Here is an 18,657-nt window from a genome sequence, read left to right on the forward strand (position 1 = left end):
GTCATTCGGCTGTCATGGTTTTAACGGAATGTTCGCAAAACGCTTGACCGGCCTGCCGGCGTGGCGTTCTGCCCAAGCCATTCCAACCCTCTGGAGAAATCCAAAATGCGTTCCCATTTGCTCGCCGCCGCGGTCGTTGCAAGCCTCGGTCTGGTTTCCGCCGACGCCTTCGCAGCTCCCGCCAGCACGGGCGTATCCCAGGCACAGCTGCAGCAGCTGCAGGCGCAGATCGCTGCCCTGCAGGCCCAGGTCCAGCAGTTGCAGAACGATTCGCAGGCGCTGCAGGCACAGTCCGATGCGCAGTCCGAAGTGAACATCACCCAGGCCCAGGCCCTGGAAGGTGCACAGAAGACCCAGACCAGCGTCGACAAGCTGGCCAAGCTGGTCAATGACAACAAGATCGGCGGTCGCATGTTCTTCGACCTGACCAACATCGACAAGACCAGCAACGGCAAGGACACCGCCGCCAGCGGCACCGGTCTGGACGTCAAGCGCTTCTACCTGACCGTCGACCACAAGTTCAACGACATCTGGTCGGCCAACCTGACCACCGACTTCCAGTACAGCTCGGCCATCGGCAACACCGAACTGTTCGTCAAGAAGGCCTACGTGCAGGGCAGCTTCGACCCGGCCTTCAACCTGCGCGTCGGTGCCGCCGACATGCCGTGGATTCCGTATGTCGAGAAGTTCTACGGCATGCGTTATGTCGAGAACACCCTGACCGACCGCCTGAAGTACGGCAACTCGTCCGACTGGGGCCTGCATGGCTTCGGCAACCTGGGCAACAACTTCAACTACGCGGTCTCGGTTGTGTCCGGCGCCGGCTACAAGAACCCGACCCGCAGCAAGGGCATGGACGTGGAAGGCCGCGCGGCCTATACCCCGAACGAGAACTTCGTGGTTGCCGTCGGTGGCTACAGTGGCAAGCTGGGCAAGGAAACCGACATCCAGAGCGCCGAGAACACCTACACCCGCGCCAATGCGATGGTGGCCTACGCCAGCAGCGACTTCCGCGTCGGTGGCGAGTACTTCCAGGCCAAGAACCTCAACAACGTGATGACCGTTGCCACCGACAAGACCAGCGGCTGGTCGGTGTGGGGCAGCGTGCGCGTCACCGACGGCGGCATCAACGTGTTCGGTCGTTACGATGACACCGACGTCAGCAAGACGCTGGACCCGACCCTGAGCGACAAGTACTGGAACGTCGGCGTCGAGTTCCCGGTCATGAAGAACCTCAAGCTGTCGACCGTGTACAAGTACACGCACCTGGCCAACGCCAGCGACAAGAAGAACGACAAGACCAAGGAGTTCGGCGTCTGGGGCGACCTGTCGTTCTGATGCCCTGAAGCACTCTTGTCTACAAGCAAAGACGGCGGGCCCTGTGCCCGCCGTCCTTGTTTTGTCACACCACGAACGCGTTCACGCCTCGGCCGTGGTCTTTTCCTTGAACCGGCACAGGTCGGCGATCACGCAGCCCGGGCAATCCGGCTTGCGCGCCTTGCACACATAACGTCCGTGCAGGATCAGCCAGTGATGCGCGTCGAGCAGGAACTCGGCCGGAATCACCTTCACCAGTTTGTCTTCCACTTCGCGCACGTTCTTGCCCGGGGCCAGGCCGGTACGGTTGGAGACGCGGAAGATATGCGTGTCCACCGCCATCACCGGCTCACCGAACGCAGTGTTGAGCACCACGTTGGCGGTCTTGCGGCCCACGCCCGGCAGCGCTTCCAGTTCATCGCGATCGCGCGGCACTTCACCGCCGTGCTTCTCCAGCAGGATCGCGCAGGTGGCGATCACGTTCTTCGCCTTGGCGTTGAACAGACCGATGGTGGCGATGTACTGCTTCAGCCCGTCCTCGCCAAGCGCGAGGATCTTTGCCGGGGTATTGGCCACCGGGAACAGGCGGCGCGTGGCCTTGTTGACGCCCACGTCGGTGGCCTGCGCCGACAGCGCGACCGCCACCAGCAGTTCGAACGGTGAGCTGTACTCCAGTTCGGTCTTCGGGTGCGGATTGAGTTCGCGCAGGCGGGTGAACATCTCCACCACGTCGGCGCGCGGCATGCTGCCACCGCGTCGCGCCGGCGCGCGCGGGGTCTTCTTCGCAGCGGCCATTACTGCTCCTTGCCGGTGGCGCGGGCCTTGGCCCGGGCGAGAATCGCGGCGGCGGCCGGGGGCAGGGCGGGCTTCACGTCCGGCGCCGGGGCTGGCGTTCGTCGCGCATCGCGTTCGGCCTCGCGGCGCGCCAGGCGCACGGCGCGGGCACGGTAGCGTTCGCGTGCGGCCCAGGCCGCGTGCAGCTGCTGTTGGGCCTGGCACAGGCGTTGCGGAAGGTCCGGGTGGCCGGGCAGCAGCTGTTCGTCGCCGGCACGGGCGACGTAGTCCATGAGACCGGCCTGCAGGGCGCCATCGAGATCGTCTGCCTGGACCCGGGCGAACAACTGCGCGGGGTTGGGTCGGGATGCCATGGCGTCAGCGGTTCTGGAAGGCCGGCGGGCGGCGCTGCAGGAAGGCGCTGGTGCCTTCGCGCATGTCTTCGGTGGCGAACAGCAGGCCGAACTGCGCGCTTTCGTACTCCAGCCCAGCCTCCAGGCTGCATTCGCCACCCACGTGTACCGCGTCGAGCAGGCCACGCAGGGCCAGCGGGGCCGAGCGTGCCAGCTGGCGCGCGATGTCCTGTACACGGTTGTCCAGCGCATCGGCGGGCACCACCTCGTTGACGATGCCCAGTTCCAGCGCACGCGCGGCGTTGATCGGTGCACCCAGCAGGCACAGCTCCAGGGTGGCGGCGCGGCCGCACAGGCGCAGCAGGCGCTGGCTGCCGCCGAAGCCGGGAATCAGGCCGAGATTGATCTCCGGCTGCCCGACCTTGGCCGTATCGGCAGCGATGCGCAGGTGGCAGGCCATGGCCAGCTCCAGGCCGCCGCCCAGGGCAAAACCGTTGACGCGGGCGATGACCGGTTTGGGCATGCGCTCGATCTGGCGCATCAGGGCCTGGCCGAGCAGGGAGAAATCACGTCCCTGAACCGCACTGAGTGTGTTCATCTCGGCGATGTCGGCCCCGGCCACGAAAGCCTTCGGACCGGCACCGGTGAGCACCACCACGCGCACGTCCGGGTCGGCTGCGGCGGCGCTGAACGCCTCGGCCAGCGCCTGCAGGGTCGCGGCATTCAAGGCGTTGAGCTTGTCCGGGCGCTGGACGGTCACGGTGCGGATGGCGCCGTCGTCGGCGACAGCGATCAGGGCATCGGCCACGGGGAAACTCCTGAAACGTTAAAAAAAAGTGAGATTGAACTCCGCCAACGCAGACGGGTCTTAGCCTGCATCGTGAGTAGCGGTTACACGTTGTGCCCGTTATCCTAACCCGTCGCCTCAGGGCGGCGCAGAACGTCCCTGAGTTACCACCCCTGGAGAACTGTTTGATGAAGTTGCGTTCTATCGCGGTCGCCGTCGCGGCCCTGGCCCTGACGGGCAATGCCTTCGCCCAGGACGTCTCGTCCGAAAAGGGCAAGCTGAGCTACTACTTCGGTTACGACTACGGCAACAACCTGGCGGAGCTGACCGGTCGTGGTGAGCAGCTGGACATCAACTCGGTGGTGAAGGGCCTGCAGGACGCCTACGCCAAGAAGCAGCCGGCGATCACCGCCGACCAGCTGAAGCCGGCCGTTGAAGCGTTCCAGAAGCGCGAGCAGGGCCGTGCCCAGGCTGCCAAGGCCGAGTACGAAAAGGCTGCTGCCGAAAACAAGACCAAGAGCGATCAGTTCATCGCGGCGAACAAGGCCAAGGCCGGCGTGCAGTCCCTGCCGAGCGGCGTCCAGTACCGCGTGATCGAAGCCGGCAAGGGCGCCAAGCCGACCCAGGCCAGCACCGTGCAGCTGGAAGTGGCCGGTCCGTTCCCGTACGGCCAGCGCCCGACCGAAGCCCGCCCGGCCCAGCAGATTCCGTCGATCAAGGTCAGCGAAGTCGAAATGAAGGCCATGCGCGAGACCCTGCTGCAGATGCCGGCTGGCTCGAAGTGGGAAGTCACCCTGCCGCCGGACCAGGCCTACGGTGCCGACCCGCGCACCCCGTTCCCGCCGAACGTGGCTGTGCAGTTCGAGATCAAGCTGGTCAGCGTCAAGTAAATCGAAGCGGTAAACGAAACGCGCCGGTGATCCCACCGGCGCGTTTTTGTTTGCGCGGAGCGCGACGCTGCCGTGCACTGCATATTGACCCCGCGCAAATTCAGCCCGATCGCGCTACTGTTGCCGGGTGCAAACAATGGAAAAAACGGCGCGTGTTGTCGCAAGTCCCTGCATCGGAGTGTGCACGCTGGATCCGCACCGGCAATGCACCGGCTGCGGGCGGCATATCGATGAGATCGCGCGGTGGTCGTCGATGAGCAACGAGGAACGCAGCCGCATCCTGCATCGCGTGCAACCTCTGCGTGAACAGCTGCAGCAATCACTGCGCGGCTCGCTGGCTGATCACGAGCGCCTGATGCGCGCGCTGCATCCACTGGCCGAGCCGCCGGCCGGCGACGGCTGGAACCGCAGTGAACTGATCGATCTGCTTCCGCCCGGGCCCCCGGTGGAAGCCGCCGTACTGGCCGGCATCGTGCCGCGCGCCAACGGCGCACAGGTCATCCTCACCCGTCGCACCGAAACCCTGCGCACCCATGGTGGTCAGGTCGGCTTCCCCGGTGGCCGCACCGAACCCGATGACCGCGATGCGTTGGCCGCTGCACTGCGCGAGAGCCAGGAGGAAATCGCATTGGCGCCCGGCCAGGTGCAGGCGCTGGGTTATCTCGATCCCTTCGTGACAATCACCGGCTACCGCGTCACGCCGGTGGTGGCCGTGGTCGATCCGGACTTCGTGCCGGTGCCGCAGCCCAGTGAAGTGGCCGAAGTGTTTGAAGTGCCGCTCGATTACCTGATGGCAGCCGACAACCTGCACCAGGTCGAAATCAATCATCGCGGCCGCGTCCGCCACGTCCTCGAATATGGCTGGCCCGGCCAGCGCATCTGGGGCGCCACCGCCGCCATCCTCTACAACCTGCGTCGCCGCCTGGAGCAAGTGCAATGAAGCCGATCGATCCGCCGTGGACCACCCTGGTCGATGTCGCCACCCTGGCCGCTGCATTGGGCGAGGGCGTTCGCGTGGTCGACGCACGTGCTACTGCCAGTACCGCCGTACGCGTGGTCGATGCACGTTCCTCGCTGGCCGATCCGCAGGCGGGTAACGGCCAGTATCTCGCGGGGCATGTTCCGGGCGCGGTGTATGCCGACCTCAATCGGGACCTGTCGGATCTGACCCGCAGCGGCCACGGCCGTCACCCGCTGCCGGACAGCGATGCCTTCGCCGCGAAACTGGGCCAGTGGGGCATCGGTCCCGACACCCAGGTGGTGGTCTACGACGGCAGCGATGGCAGCATGGCCGCCTCGCGCCTGTGGTGGCTGCTGCGCCTGATCGGGCACAGCAAGGTGGCCGTGCTTGATGGTGGCATCGCCGCATGGCAGGGCGCAGGGCATCCCTTGGCGACGGGGCAGGATGAGGTGACCGCGCTGCCGGTTTACCCGGGCCGTTTCGACACCACCCAGATCGCCAATGCCGAGGAAATCAGCGCACGCCTGAAGCACGCGCCGGGCTGGTTGGTCGACGCACGCGCAGGTGAGCGCTTCCGCGGCGAAGTGGAGCCGCTGGACCCGGTCGCCGGCCACGTGCCCGGCGCGGTCAACCGTCCGTTTGCGTTGAACGTCGCCGACGGCCGCCTGCGTGATGCACAGGAACTGCGCGCCGAACTGCAGGGCGTGATCGGCAACCGTGATCCGCAGCAGGTGGTGCTGATGTGCGGCTCCGGCGTGACCGCCTGCCACCTGTTGCTGGCGATGGAAGCGGCCGGTCTGTCCGGCGCACGCATCTACGCCGATTCCTGGAGCGGCTGGGTCAGCGACAGCAGCCGCCCGGTGGCCAGCGGCGCCTGAGCCGCGCGGGGTCGGATCCGTTTCCCAACGGGAAACGGCTCTGCCCCCCCTCGTGCCCGATTCGCACGCAAAGAGCAGTCGAGCGTGGCTCGACTCTACAAAGGCACCCTCCGATCGATTCGATCCCGTGCCGACCAACGGTCGGCACCCACCAACAGCAGCGGGAATCTGTCGAAGGCGGGGTGGGTCCGGTTGCGGGGGCGTGAGCCGCATGGGCCCGAGGCATGCCTCGGGCGGGTTGGGCAGGACGCCCAACCCCGGTCTTGCCGTGTGCGCAGGACAGCGCACACGAGCAAGCCGCGGCCAAGCCCCCATGGACGTACTTGCAGCGCCCCCCGCAACCGGACCCACCCCGCCTCCCCTCAGGAAGTCAGCTTCTGCTGTTGCTCTGGCTTAGGCTTCTGCAGGTGCAGGGCGCAGCCCTGCAAACCCTCACCCAAACGGCTGCAACGGCACCTTCGCCAGCACCCGCGCCCACGGGAACAACGGCCCCGGATCACGCTTGCGTGCCACCATCAGCGCCGGGTCATCGCTGGCCGGCACCTGCTCCAGATCCAGCTGGTCGTGCCCGGCAATCCGCCGCAGCGACGGGTAGCGCGCTACCAGCGCCAGCAACAGCTGCTCCAGCGCCTGCAGCTGTGCCTCGGTGTACGGCTCGTCCATCGCCTGCTGGCGGCTGTCGAACCAGTGCGGGTAGCGCCCGGTGTTGACCAGTTCGATGCCCAGCGTATGCGCGTTCATGCCGCGCACGTGGTGGGCCACCCGCTCCGGTGCCACGTACTGCACCACGCTGCCATCGCGGTCGATGTAGAAGTGGCCGCTGTTGCCGGCGCCGCTGTCATACAGCACGCGCTCGCCGTACTCACGGGCCATCGCCAGATCGGGCAGCTCGGTGCAGTGGATCACCACCATCTCCAGCGTGGCCGGGTCGCGCAGTGGCAGACGGTCTTCGTAGGGCAGCGGCTGCAGCTGCAGGCCGGGCAGGAGCGGGTTGGGCATCCGGCGATGCTAGCATTGCGGCATGAACCTGCCTTCCCTTTCCTCATCGGCCCGCTCCCATGGAGCGCGCGCATGAGCCGCGGCCACTGCATCCTGTCCCACGGTTTCGAGAGCGGCCCGGAGGCGACCAAGGTCACCGCGCTGGCCGACGTGGCGCAGCGCCTGGGCTGGACCCATGAGCGTCCGGACTACACCGACCTCGATGCGATGAGCGAGGTCAGCCGGGTGGGGGACGTGCGCACCCGCCTGCAGCGCCTGGTCGAACGCGCCGCCATCGCCGCCCAGCAGGGCCCGGTGGTGCTGGCCGGCTCCAGCCTGGGTGCCTACATCTCTGCCATCGCCTCGCTGCAGGTGCCGGTGGCCGGCCTGTTCCTGATGGTGCCGCCGACCACCATGGGCCCGATGCCGGCGCTGGACGCCGCCGCCGTGCCGACCACCGTGGTCCAGGCCTGGCATGACGATGTGGTGCCGGCCGCTGGAGTGATCGCCTGGGCCCAGGCGCGTTCGGCGCAGCTGCTGCTGGTCGACGACGGCCACCGCCTGGAGCACCACGTGGAGGCCTCCGCGCAGGCCTTCGAGCGCCTGCTGCGGCAACTGTGAAGCCCGGGCGCACGGCGCGCCCGCCCGCATTGACTACAATGGCAGCCCCGCCGCCCCCGGCGCGGGCCTGCCGGCCGTGCCTACGGCCCTCCTTTCCGACTGGCCCGGCCCCTGTGCCGCGCCCGACCACCTGCGAACCGATCCTGTGAAATTCTTCGTCTCCTGCGCCAAGGGCCTGGAATACCTGCTTGCCGATGAACTGTCGGCCCTGGGCCTTGGCAAGGCCACTGCCACCATTGCCGGCGTCAACGCCGAGGGCGAACTGGAGCAGGCGCTGCGGATCGTGATGTGGTCGCGCCTGGCCAGCCGCGTGCTGTGGCCGATCGACGAGTTCGACTGCCCGGACGAGCAGGCCCTGTATGACGGCGTGCGTGCGCTGCCGTGGCACGAGCACATCAAGCCGGAGATGACCCTGGCGGTGGACGCGCACGTGTCCGGCGACAAGATCACCCATGCCCGCTTTGCCGCGCAGCGGATCAAGGACGCCATCGTCGACCGCATGCGTGATGAAGGCCTAGAGCGCCCGTCGGTCAACACCGACCTGCCGGATGTGCGCGTCAACCTGTCACTGCGCAAAGGCCGTGCCTCGCTGTCGATCGACCTCGGCGGCGGTCCGTTGCATCGCCGTGGCTGGCGTGGCGCCGCGCACGAGGCACCGCTGAAGGAAAACCTGGCCGCCGCGCTGCTGCTGCGTGCGCAGTGGCCGCGCCTGCACGCTGCCGGTGGCGGCCTGCTGGACCCGATGTGCGGCAGCGGCACGCTGCTGATCGAAGGCGCGCTGATGGCCGCCGACGTCGCGCCCGGCCTGATGCGCCATGGCAGCCTGCCGCCGAGCCGCTGGCTGGGCTTCGACAAGGCGGCCTGGAAGAGCATCCAGAGCGAGGCGCGTGACCGCGAAGCGGCTGGCCTGGCCGCGCTGAAGCCGGTCATCCACGGCAGCGACATCGACCCGACCGCGATCCAGGCGGCACGCGAGAATGCCGAGGTGGCCGGTGTCGCCCACGCGATCCGCTTCACCCGCGCCGATGTGGCCGACCTGGCCGCGCCGGAGCAGGAGATCGGTGCGGTGGTCTGCAACCCGCCGTATGACGAACGCCTGGCCGCCGACCCGGCGCTGTACCGCGCACTGGGCAATGCTCTGCAGAAGGCGGTGCCGCAGTGGCGCGCCAGCCTGCTGTGCGGCAACGACGAACTGGCCTTTGCCACCGGCCTGCGTGCGGGCAAGAAGTACCAGATGTTCAACGGTGCGCTGGAATGCGCGCTGATCGTCTGCGACCCGATCGCCGTGCCGGGCCGCGACCCGGCGCAGCCGCGCGAACTCAGCGAAGGTGCGCAGATGGTGGCCAACCGCCTGCGCAAGAACCTGAAGAAGTTCAAGAGCTGGCGTGCCCGCGAGGACATCACCTGCTTCCGCGCCTACGATGCCGATCTGCCGGAGTACGCGGCAGCCATCGATGTCTACGAGGAAGACGGTGGCAAGCGCCGCACCTTCCTGCATGTGCAGGAATACGCCGCACCGGCGGCGATTCCGGAGAACGACGTGCGCCGCCGCCGCAACGAACTGCTGGCCGCTGCGCGTGAAGTGTTCGGCGTGCCGCCGGAGCAGGTGTCGATGAAGTCGCGCGAGCGCGGCAAGGGCGGCAGCAAGTACGGCCGTTTCGAGCAGCGTGACGAATTCATCGTGGTGCGCGAGAACAACGCGCTGCTGCAGGTGAACCTGTTCGACTACCTGGACACCGGCCTGTTCCTCGACCACCGCCCGCTGCGCCGGATGATGGCCGAGCAGGCGCGTGGCAAGCGTTTCCTCAACCTGTTCTGCTACACCGGCGTGGCCAGCGTGCAGGCGGCGGTGGCCGGTGCCGCCAGCACTACCAGCGTCGACCTGTCGGCCACTTACCTGCAGTGGTGCTACGACAACCTGGCGTTGAACGGGCAGGGCGGCAACCAGCACCTGCTGGTGCAGGCCGATGCGATGGCCTGGCTGGAAGGCGACCGTGGCCAGTACGACGTGATTTTCTGCGATCCGCCGACCTTCTCCAACTCCGCACGCGCCGATGACTTCGACGTGCAGCGCGAGCAGTTGAAGCTGCTGCGCGCGGCGGTGGCGCGGCTTGCGCCGGGTGGCGTGCTGTACTTCTCCAACAACTTCCGCCGCTTCAAGCTGGAAGAGAACGCTATCGCAGAATTCGCCCAGTGCCGCGAGATCACCGCACGCACCATCGGCCCGGATTTCGAGCGCAACGCGCGCATCCACCGCGCGTGGGAACTGAAGCGGTTGGGGTAAGCCCGGTAGTGCCGGCCGCTGGCCGGCAACGGTGTCAGATCCGCAGAGGGTTCATGGGATGCCGGCCAGCGGCCGGCACTCCCCATATCTGGCCGGCACATCCACGCCATGCGTGGAGGATTGTTCAGTAGATCCACGCCATGCGTGGATGGCGGTTACAGCAAGGCCACCAGCAGCCCGGCCACGGGCAGCGCGATTGCCAGCGGCGCGATCCATTTCGGCCGGTACGGGTACAACCCGAACGACAGCACCACGCCGCCCACGGTCATCACGCCCAGCCACAGCACCGGGCCCATCGCCCAGCCGTGGTCGACCACGCACAGTGCGAACGCTACCGCCAGCAGTACCCAGCCCAGCACCCGCCACTGCGTGCGCCGTGCCGGAGTGGCTGCCGCCTTGCCGTGCAGATCGTGCTGGTGCTTCTCCATCGCCAGCGACAATGCGGTGAACGCGGAGAACGACAGGGTCAACGCCAGCAGCATCATGCGCTGGCCTCCGCTTCGGCGGTTTCCGCAGCGTCCACCGGGGCCTTGGCTGCCGCCGTGGCGGCACGCTTCTTCTTCTCGGCCGCAGACAGTGGTGGCGTCCAGCGCTGCATGCGCCAGCCGCACAGCGCCAGCATCGCGCCGAACGAGATCATCGACAGATCGAAGCCCGCCAACACCCAGTCCCCGTTGCGCAGGGTGTTGCCCAGGTGCGCATGCGTGGTCAGCGCATTGACCACCGGAACCAGCGCGAACGCGGCTGCGCCCAGGTACAGCTGCCAGGCCCACATCATCCGCTTCGGCCAGATGAAGGCGGCCAGCAGTGCCGCGCCCCAGGCGTAGAAGAACACGTTGGCCTCGGCGCTGGAGCGTTCGGCGATGTCCAGCGGCAGCAGGCGGTTGCCCCAGAAGTACGCTGCAAAGGCGATCGGCAGGCCGGCCACGGTACCGATGTTCAACGCATCGACCAGGCGCAGGCCGAAGCCTGTGCGGCCACTCTTGGCGTGCTTGGGCCGTTCCTTCACCGCCCACAGCACCACGCCGCTGGCCACCATCAGGCAGCCGACCAGGCCGGACAGGAAGAACAGTGCGCGCAGGCCCCAGTCGGCGAAGCGCGCCAGGTGCAGGCCGTACAGCACGCCGCGGGTGGCGGTGGCGCCACCGGAAGGCGGTGTTTCTTCCAGCAGCGTGCCGTTGACCATGTCGTAGCGCACGGCCGGGGTGTCGGTGGACAGGCGCTTGCCGTCACGCTGGCGGATGTCGATCACTGCATTGGCCGCGCCCGGGTTGGACACGGTGAAGCCGGCCACTTCCACGCCGTGCCAATGCGCTCGCGCGCTGTCCAGCAGCTGCGCGATCGGCAGCGGGGTGGCGCGGCCTTCGGCAGGTGCAGTCACCTCCGGCATGCCACCGAAGGCCTCGCTGTAGAAGGCATCCTCGTCCTGCGGGTAGGCCACCTTCACGCCCCACGGCAGGTACATGATCATCAGGGTGACGATGCCGGTGTAGGTGATCATCGCGTGGTAGGGCAGGGCCATCACCGCGCTGACGTTGTGGAAATCGAGCCAGGACCGCAGGCCCTTGTCCTTGCGGAAGGTGAAGAAGTCCTTGAAGATTTTCTTGTGGGTGATGACGCCGGTGATGATTGCCACCAGCATGAACATCGCGCAGAAGCCGACCAGATAGCGCGCCCACAGCACCGGGATGTAGTGCAGGTCGAAATGCAGGCGGTAGAAGAAATCACCGCCGCGGGTCTCGCGGGCCTTCAGTGCCTGCCCGGTGTTCGGGTCCAGTGTTGCGTCGCCGAAGCCCCCTCGACGGCCACGGCTGGGGTCGGCCAGCTCCGGCGGCAGCCGCCAGAACATCTGCATGGCGGGATTGCGCGGCTGCGGCAACGTTACGAACCAGTTCTCGGCCTGCGCGGCATTGGCCTGCAGGTAATCCACGGCACGCTGCGCGGCGACGTCGATGCTGACGTTGCTGGAGGGCAGCTCAGGACGCATCCAGCGGCTGATTTCCTCGCGGTAGTAACTGGCCGTGCCGGCCATGAAGATCAGCAGCAGCAACCAGCCGACCAGCAGGCCGGTCCAGGTGTGCAGCCAGGCCATCGACTGGCGGAATCCGTTCTTCATGCCCAAGCCCCCAGCATGCGCGCGATGACTGCCATCAGCAGGGTGGGGGCGAGGATGCCGACCCACGCACGCAGCGCACTGCGGGTGGCGAACGCCCACAGCGCCGCGCAGGCGGCCACCAGAATGGCCAGCAGCATGCCGGTCAGCACGGTCTGGCCACGTGCGCCGGGCAGCGCCACCGCGCAGAATACGCTGGTCACGGAAGCCAGCGCGTAGCCGCCGAAGATCGCCGCCAGCGAGCGTGACAGCACGCCCCAGCGCGGGTTGGAGAAGAAGGTGCGGGGGCTGGCGGTTGCGGGCGAGCGGTCCACGGCGTTCCTGCAGGTTTCAGTGAAAAGGAACCGGCGCACCGCAGCGCGCCGGGGTTGGCCATCCGTGGCCGGGCACCGGTCGCAGAACCGGTGCCATCCATCGAGGGTCAGAGCTTCCAGCGCAGTGTCATCGTCACATTGCGCGGTTCGCCCCAGAACACGCCGTCATAGAAACCGACGCGGTTGTAATACTTCTTGTCCAGCAGGTTGTTCACGTTTACCTGCGCGGTGAAGTTCTCGTTGAAGCGATAGCCCGCCGACAGGTTGAGCAGGTAGATGTCGCCCTGTTCGATTGCCACGCGGTCGCGCTTGCCGCTGGTCAGGAAATCCGCACGCGGCTTGTTGCTCAGGCTCCAGATTCCGCTCTGCCAGGTGGCGCCACCGCCCAGCCAGAAGCGGCCTTCAGCACCGCCCGGTCGCCAGCTGGCGTTGAGGCGGAACAGATCGACCGGGACGACGGTGTTCTGGCGCACGCCCTGCGCATTGCGGCTGACGGTGTGGGTGAAGCCGGCCGCCAGGTTCCAGTTCTCACCAAGGCTGCCTTGTGCTTCGATCTCCCAGCCCTTGACCTTGTTGCCCTTGCCGGTGGAGCGGTAGGCACTGACCCCACCCGGCAGCGAGTTTTCCGGCACCGAGTCGTCGAGCTCGGCAACGTTGTCCTTCTGGCCCTTGAACACGGCCACGGAAGCATTCAGCAGACCGTCGAAGAACTCGGCCTTGACGCCGGCCTCCCACATGTCACCGACCACCGGTTCGAGGTAGTTGTTGTCCCGGTCACGGTAGTTCTGCGGCTGGAAGATGTCGGTGTAGCTGACGTAGCCGCTGAAGTAGCGGTTGAAGTCGTAGATGAAGCCGGCATACGGAGTGAGCGAGTCGTCCGGCTTGTAGCCGCCGCGACGCGTATCGGTCAGGCGACCGGCGGCGTCATGGGTGTAGTTCCAGGTGCGCGTTTCCCAGCTGCCGTAGCGCGCGCCGAGCACCGCGGTCAACGGATCGGCCAGCTGCAGGCGCGTCGCCAGATAGGCCGCGCGCTGGCGCAGTTTGTCTTCAGAAGCCAGATAGCCCAGGCGGGTGACCTGCAGCGGCGAGACGTCGCCGTTCCAGCGGTGCCAATCCGGTACACGGGTGTAGCTGTCCGGGTATGCAGCGGTGTCGGTGGCAGGCACGTCACCCTTGCGCACCGATTGGCCGAAACCGAGCACCAGCTCATGTTCGCGGCCGAACAGCCGGAACGGACCGCCAACGTTGAAGTCGAACACCTGCATATCGCCGTTCTCGCCGAAGCTGCCGACGAAGGCGCTGATGCCGCTGCCATCGGCATTCGGGTAGCCGGAGGCCCCGTACCACACCGCACCGTCGGTTTCGCGCTTGGAGCGGGTATAGGCGGCCTTGGCGGTCCAGCCGTTGCCCAACTGCTGCTCAAGGCGTGCGAATGCGCTCTTTTCGATGATCGGCCAACTGCTCCAGCGGGCGGACAGGTTGGTCGAGCGCGGCAGGTTGGCGGGCTGGCCATCGGACCCCCAGTACGGCACCACGCCCCAGGTCACGCCTGTGGTGCGCGGCGACTGGTATTCGTAGCCGGCCTCGAGCAGGGTCGTGTCGGTGATGTCGGCCTGGACGATGCCGTAGAACACGTCCTTGTCCAGTTTGTAGACATCGCGGAACGAGTCGCTCTGCTGTTTGGCCGCCACCACGCGCGCGCGGATGCGGCCGTCGAGCGCAACCGGGCCACCGAGGTCGGCCTCCAGGCGCTGGTTGCCCCAACGCCCGAGGGTCAGGTTGGCGCTCATCTGGAAGCTGTCGGTAGGACGCTTGCGCACGAAGTTGATGGTGCCGGAGGGATCGCCGGCACCGGTGGTCAGGCCGGTTGCGCCGCGCACCACTTCGATGCGGTCATAGATCACGCTGTCGGTGTTGGTCTTGATGTACCCACCGAAGGTGTTGAGCATCCCATCGACCTGGAAATTGGTGATGTTGTAGCCGCGCGAGACGTAGTTGATGCGCTCACTGTCGGTAACCGATACCGCCACGCCGGTGACCTGGCCCATCACATCGGACAGCGAGAACAAGCCCATGTCATCCAGGCGCTGGCGGGTGACCACGGTCATCGACTGCGGCGTCTGGCGCAGCGACAGGCCGAGCTTGGTGGCCGTGCTGGCACGCTTGACCGTATAGCTGTCGACGATATCGCCGTCAGCGGTGACCTGGACCGTATCCAGCGTGCGCGCGGAAGGATCGGCAGTGCCGTCGGCGTGGGCCAGCGGGGCGATCATCAGTGCGGTCACGGCCAGGGCCAGCAGAGTGGGACGAGGGTGGTTCAACGGCATTGCCATCGGTGCGATTCCATGCAGGACGAAACAGGCGATGGAATGCGCAGACACAGCAGCCATGCGCTTCGCGCACGTCGCCCAGCGAGTCCCATCGACGGTGCGCCACCCGCTTGGTGCGGGCGACCCGGTAGTCGGGGGATGTACACGGGCGAAGGGGCGGGTGGGTGCGTGCTTCCGTGCCCCGCTTGGCTAAGCGTACAACCGATCGGCAAATGATAGGCATTCTCATTTCGTTAATCAAGCGTGACGAATTCCGTCTCCACGCAGGGCGTGGATCGACTGCCGGATGGGGTCCTAGAACCTGAACACCACCGTCGCGGCGTGCAGCAGCAGGCCGATCAGGCCGCCCACCAGGGTGCCGTTGAAGCGGATGAACTGCAGGTCGCGGCCCACGCTCAGTTCCAGCTGTTCGACCAGATGCCGTTCGTCCCAGCTCTTCACGGTCTGCGCGATATGCGTGGTCACGCCTTCGCGCAGGCGGCCGGTGAGGCGCTGGGCGCCCTCCAGCAGATGCTGGTTGAGCGCGTCGCGCAGGGCCGGGTCGGCCTGCAGGCTGGCGCCGAGCGAACCCAGGCTGCGCTGCAGGTGGCCGACCAGCGCTGAATCCTCACGCTGCAGGTCAGCACGCAGGCTGGCATGGATGCGCGCCCACAGCCCCTGCACGTAGTCCTGCAGGGCCGGGTGGTCGATCATTTCCTGCTTGAGCTGTTCGATGCGTTCGGCCAGGGCCGGGTCCTCGCGCAGGCGCTGCACGTAGTTCTGCAACCAGGTCTCGTAGTCCTGGCGCAGCGGATGCTGCGGCTCAGCCAGTACCTGCTGCAGTTCTTCCAGCACTGCCCGTGCCAGTCGCTCGGCCAGGCTGTCGCCGATCTCGTCGATCGGCTTGACCCAGTTCACCGTGCTCGACAGCGTCGGCCACTCGCGCTGGATGTAACGCACGATCAGCTGCGAGGCGCGCTCCTTCACTTCCGGCTGCTCCAGCCAGCGCCCCAAGCGCTGCAGGCCCTCGTCCAGCACGCGCTGGTGGCGCCCATCGGCGGTCAGCAGGGCCAGCAGCTCACCGGCGGTGGCGGCGGCATTCCACTGCCGCAGCTGCTGCACCACGAAGGCGTGCAGCTGCCGGCGCACCGCGGTTTCGTCGAAGAAGTCCAGTGCCTGCAAGGCCCAGCCGCGGGCCATGTCGGCCAGCATCCGTGAGCGCGCCGGATCGGCCAGCCAACTGCCGAGGCGGCTGGCCGGATCGAACACCTGCAGCTTGGCCAGCAGCACACCCGGCTCCAGGAACTGGTCGCGCACGAACAGGGCGAGGCTGTCGCCGATGCGTTCCTTGCTGCGCGGGATGATTGCCGTATGCGGGATCGGCAGGCCCATCGGCCGCCGGAACAGGGCAACGACCGCGAACCAGTCGGCCAGTGCGCCCACGGCCGCTGCTTCGCAGAAGGCCGAAACCCAGGCCCAGATGCCGCGCTCGCCCTGCCAGTGGCTGACCGCGAAACCGGCGAGCATCAACAGCAGCAGTCCCAGCGCGAGGGCTTTCAGGCGCCGCAGCTGTGCGCGGCGCGGATCGTTGGCAGACGTCATGCCGGAAGTCTAACCGGCACGGCATGAGCATCTGGTAGTGCCGACCGCTGGCCGGCATCCGCAACGCACCCGGAACGTTCATGGGGTTGCCGGCCAGCGGCCGGCACTACCCGTTGGTTCAGAGCGCTTCGAGCTGCTTGCGCAACGCCGCCAGCTGCGCGCGCAGGGTGTCGTTCTCGCGGGTCAGCGCGACCACGCGGCGGCGCAGCGCCGGGGCATCCTCGCCCAGCTGCTCCAGTGCCGACAGCACCTCGGCGTCGCGGCTGGCGATCTGCTCTTCGTCCGCTTCCTCGAAGTCCATCTCGGCTGCTCCCGGCTTCGGTGCGCGCGGCTTGCGCTTGGACTCGCGCACGCGCTTGGCGGCCTGCTTCAGCTCATCCTTGCCACCGGCGGCAGCGGCGCGCTGCTCGTCTTCCGGCAGGTCGGCCACGGCAGCAGCAGCGCTGATCGAGATCACGCCGGCCTTCACCGCTTCCACCACCTCGGCCGCGGCCTGGGCGTGGATGCGTTCGATCATGCCGACCTGGCTGGTGCTCAGCTTGGCCTCGCGGGCCAGCTCGGCGCGGCTGATCTTCGGTGCCGGTTCCCACGGCGGGCTGTCCTCACCCGCGTCCTCGATGGCTTCGGCGGTGCCGTCGCTCTCGCGTTGCAGCTGCGCCTGCTCGATCTGCTTGCGGGCGGCCAGGATGTCGCGCTTGCGCAGCGCCAGCACGCCGCGCTGGAAGTCGGACACGCTGCGGCGGCCCAGGTGCTGCTCGATCATCCACAGGTGCACGTCTTCCATGCTCTGGAAGCGGGTGTTCTGCACGGTATTGAAGGGCAGGCCATGCTTCTGGCAGATGCCGAAACGGTTGTGGCCATCGACCAGCACATCACCCCACAGCACCAGCGCATCGCGGCAGCCTTCGGCCAGGATGCTGCGCTCCAGCGCGTCATGTTCGTCCGCGGTCAGCGGGTCGATGTAGGCCTTGAGTTCTTCTTTGACGACGATATCCATGGGCACGGCAGCGAGCAGGAGCGGAACCGCCCATTGTACCCGCTCGCCACCGCCGGCCCGGGCTCAGGCGGTGGCCCGGATCATCTCGCCCAGGGTGCTGGTGATCTGGTCGATCTGCGCCTTGTCCACGATCAGTGGTGGCGACAGCGCGATGATGTCGCCGGTACAGCGCACCAGCAGCCGACCGTCCTGGAAGCAGCGCCGGAACACCTCGTAGCCACGGCTGCCGGGGGCATCGCGGCGCGGCGCCAGCTCGACCGCGCCGACCAGCCCGAAGTTGCGGATGTCGATCACGTTGGGCAGGCCCTGCAGCGCGTGCAGCCGTTCCTGCCAGTATTCGCCCAGCTCGATGGCACGCTCGAACAGGCGCTCCTCGGCATAGACCTCCAGCGTGGCCAGTGCTGCGGCGCAGGCCAGCGGATGGCCGGAATGGGTATAGCCATGGAACAGCTCGATGGCCTGCGGCGGTGCCTGCATCAGGGTTGCATGCACGGCGTCGCTGGCCAGCACGCCACCCAGCGGTACCGCGCCGTTGCTGACCGCCTTGGCGAAGGTAAGCAGGTCCGGGGTGACCCCGAAGCGCTGCGCGGCGAAGGGCATGCCGACCCGGCCGAAGCCGGTGATGACCTCGTCGAACACCAGCAGGATGCCGTGGTGGTCGCACAGCTCGCGCAGGCGCTGTAGATAGCCCGGCGCGGGCAGGATCACCCCGGCCGAACCGGCAATGGGCTCGACGAACACCGCCGCGATGGTCGAGGCATCGTGCAGCGCGATCAGCCGTTCCAGGTCGTCGGCCAGCTCCGCGCCCTGGCGTGGCAGGCCCTTGCTGAACGCATTGCGCGGCAGGTCCAGGGTATGCCGCAGGTAGTCCACGCCGCTCAGCTGCAGGCCGAACGCCCTGCGGTTGTTGGGCAGCCCACCCAGCGCCATGCCGCCGAAACCGACCCCGTGGTAAGCCTTCTCGCGGCTGATGAAGCGGGTGCGCTGGCCCTCGCCACGCTGGCGGTGATAGGCCAGCGCGATCTTCATCGCGGTATCCACCGCCTCGGAACCGGAGCTGGTGAAGAACACATGGTTGAGCGGGGCAGGCGCCAGCGCGGCCAGCCGCTGCGCCAGTGCAAAGGCTGGCGGCGAGCCCATCTGGAAGGCCGGCGAATAGTCGAGGGTGCGTGCCTGCTCGACGATGGCCTCGACGATGCGCGGGCGGGCGTGGCCGGCGTTGCAGCACCACAGGCCGGCGGTGCCGTCGAGGATCTGGCGGCCGTCAACGTCCTCGTAGTGCATGCCTTCGGCGCGTACCAGCATGCGCGGCGCGGCCTTGTACTGGCGGTTGGCGGTGAACGGCATCCAGTACGCGTCCAGTGACTCGGGACGCTGGGTGGCCAGGTCGTGCAGGTCGCTTTCGGGACGCTTCATGCCAGCTCCATCGGGTCCGATGCGACGAATGTAGCGCAGCCGCGTCACGGTGGAGTCGCGGCG

17 protein-coding genes are annotated in these 18,657 nt (G+C 67.3%); 6 read left to right on the plus strand and 11 right to left on the minus strand.

Features of this window, described 5'->3' with window-relative positions:
* The first annotated feature begins 105 nt into the window (after positions 1 to 105).
* Positions 106 to 1,338, plus strand: coding sequence for a porin (locus tag ACZK33_RS07650; RefSeq protein ID WP_032127900.1), 1,233 nt, complete (start codon positions 106 to 108; stop codon positions 1,336 to 1,338).
* 81 nt (positions 1,339 to 1,419) lie between these two features.
* Here the strand turns inward: ACZK33_RS07650 and nth are convergent, their stop codons facing one another.
* The 3 genes from nth to ACZK33_RS07665 are packed head-to-tail and all read right to left on the minus strand — an operon-like array spanning position 1,420 to position 3,252.
* Positions 1,420 to 2,112, minus strand: a complete 693-nt coding sequence (gene nth, locus ACZK33_RS07655) for an endonuclease III (protein WP_049463598.1) — start codon at positions 2,110 to 2,112, stop codon at positions 1,420 to 1,422.
* Positions 2,112 to 2,465 carry a hypothetical protein gene (locus ACZK33_RS07660; RefSeq protein ID WP_032127898.1) on the minus strand — a complete coding sequence of 118 codons (354 nt, stop codon included), beginning with the start codon at positions 2,463 to 2,465 and terminating at the stop codon, positions 2,112 to 2,114. Before ACZK33_RS07660 ends, nth begins: the two co-directional genes overlap by 1 nt.
* A 4-nt stretch (positions 2,466 to 2,469) precedes the next feature.
* On the minus strand, positions 2,470 to 3,252 hold the full coding sequence (locus ACZK33_RS07665) for an enoyl-CoA hydratase/isomerase family protein (RefSeq protein ID WP_088025462.1): 783 nt from the start codon (positions 3,250 to 3,252) through the stop codon (positions 2,470 to 2,472).
* Positions 3,253 to 3,419: 167 nt separating this feature from the next.
* Here ACZK33_RS07665 and ACZK33_RS07670 point away from each other — a divergent pair, with 167 nt between their 5' ends.
* The 3 genes from ACZK33_RS07670 (at position 3,420) to ACZK33_RS07680 (ending at position 5,960) form a co-directional block, all read left to right on the plus strand.
* Entirely contained in the window at positions 3,420 to 4,121 is a 702-nt protein-coding gene (locus tag ACZK33_RS07670; protein ID WP_032127896.1) for an FKBP-type peptidyl-prolyl cis-trans isomerase N-terminal domain-containing protein, read from the plus strand.
* Positions 4,122 to 4,257: 136 nt separating this feature from the next.
* The gene (locus ACZK33_RS07675) at positions 4,258 to 5,061 is read left to right on the plus strand and encodes a CoA pyrophosphatase (protein ID WP_032127895.1); all 804 of its coding nucleotides are present in this window, start codon (positions 4,258 to 4,260) and stop codon (positions 5,059 to 5,061) included.
* Entirely contained in the window at positions 5,058 to 5,960 is a 903-nt protein-coding gene (locus ACZK33_RS07680) for a sulfurtransferase (RefSeq protein WP_423174774.1), read from the plus strand. The genes ACZK33_RS07675 and ACZK33_RS07680 overlap by 4 nt, the downstream gene beginning before the upstream one ends.
* 432 nt (positions 5,961 to 6,392) lie before the next feature.
* Here the strand turns inward: ACZK33_RS07680 and ACZK33_RS07685 are convergent, their stop codons facing one another.
* The gene (locus ACZK33_RS07685; RefSeq protein WP_423175382.1) at positions 6,393 to 6,959 is read right to left on the minus strand and encodes an N-acetylmuramoyl-L-alanine amidase; all 567 of its coding nucleotides are present in this window, start codon (positions 6,957 to 6,959) and stop codon (positions 6,393 to 6,395) included.
* A gap of 72 nt (positions 6,960 to 7,031) precedes the next feature.
* On the opposite strand from ACZK33_RS07685, the gene ACZK33_RS07690 reads away from it, so the two are divergent.
* Both ACZK33_RS07690 and rlmKL read left to right on the plus strand, forming a co-directional pair.
* Positions 7,032 to 7,559 carry an alpha/beta hydrolase gene (locus ACZK33_RS07690; protein ID WP_057502293.1) on the plus strand — a complete coding sequence of 176 codons (528 nt, stop codon included), beginning with the start codon at positions 7,032 to 7,034 and terminating at the stop codon, positions 7,557 to 7,559.
* A 145-nt stretch (positions 7,560 to 7,704) separates the two neighbouring features.
* Positions 7,705 to 9,843: a bifunctional 23S rRNA (guanine(2069)-N(7))-methyltransferase RlmK/23S rRNA (guanine(2445)-N(2))-methyltransferase RlmL gene (gene rlmKL / locus ACZK33_RS07695; RefSeq protein WP_049423319.1), complete on the plus strand. Its 2,139-nt coding sequence runs from the start codon at positions 7,705 to 7,707 to the stop codon at positions 9,841 to 9,843.
* Between the two features lie 155 nt (positions 9,844 to 9,998).
* On the opposite strand, the gene ACZK33_RS07700 is transcribed toward rlmKL, so the two are convergent.
* The 7 genes from ACZK33_RS07700 to aptA form a co-directional block, all read right to left on the minus strand.
* On the minus strand, positions 9,999 to 10,328 hold the full coding sequence (locus tag ACZK33_RS07700) for a DUF3325 domain-containing protein (protein ID WP_423175384.1): 330 nt from the start codon (positions 10,326 to 10,328) through the stop codon (positions 9,999 to 10,001).
* The gene (locus tag ACZK33_RS07705) at positions 10,325 to 11,959 is read right to left on the minus strand and encodes a PepSY-associated TM helix domain-containing protein (protein WP_423175385.1); all 1,635 of its coding nucleotides are present in this window, start codon (positions 11,957 to 11,959) and stop codon (positions 10,325 to 10,327) included. The genes ACZK33_RS07700 and ACZK33_RS07705 overlap by 4 nt, the downstream gene beginning before the upstream one ends.
* Positions 11,956 to 12,270 (minus strand): DUF3649 domain-containing protein, encoded by a 315-nt coding sequence (locus ACZK33_RS07710; protein WP_032127889.1) that lies wholly within the window; start codon positions 12,268 to 12,270, stop codon positions 11,956 to 11,958. Before ACZK33_RS07710 ends, ACZK33_RS07705 begins: the two co-directional genes overlap by 4 nt.
* A 107-nt stretch (positions 12,271 to 12,377) precedes the next feature.
* Positions 12,378 to 14,603: a TonB-dependent siderophore receptor gene (locus ACZK33_RS07715; RefSeq protein WP_423175387.1), complete on the minus strand. Its 2,226-nt coding sequence runs from the start codon at positions 14,601 to 14,603 to the stop codon at positions 12,378 to 12,380.
* A 291-nt stretch (positions 14,604 to 14,894) separates the two neighbouring features.
* Positions 14,895 to 16,181 carry a DUF445 domain-containing protein gene (locus tag ACZK33_RS07720; protein WP_423175389.1) on the minus strand — a complete coding sequence of 429 codons (1,287 nt, stop codon included), beginning with the start codon at positions 16,179 to 16,181 and terminating at the stop codon, positions 14,895 to 14,897.
* A gap of 118 nt (positions 16,182 to 16,299) precedes the next feature.
* The gene (locus tag ACZK33_RS07725) at positions 16,300 to 17,178 is read right to left on the minus strand and encodes a plasmid replication/partition related protein (protein WP_121503818.1); all 879 of its coding nucleotides are present in this window, start codon (positions 17,176 to 17,178) and stop codon (positions 16,300 to 16,302) included.
* 63 nt (positions 17,179 to 17,241) lie between these two features.
* Entirely contained in the window at positions 17,242 to 18,594 is a 1,353-nt protein-coding gene (gene aptA / locus ACZK33_RS07730) for an omega-aminotransferase AptA (protein ID WP_423175391.1), read from the minus strand.
* Positions 18,595 to 18,657: the final 63 nt, after the last annotated feature.

The organism is Stenotrophomonas sp. 86156_Sma, assembly GCF_056481625.1.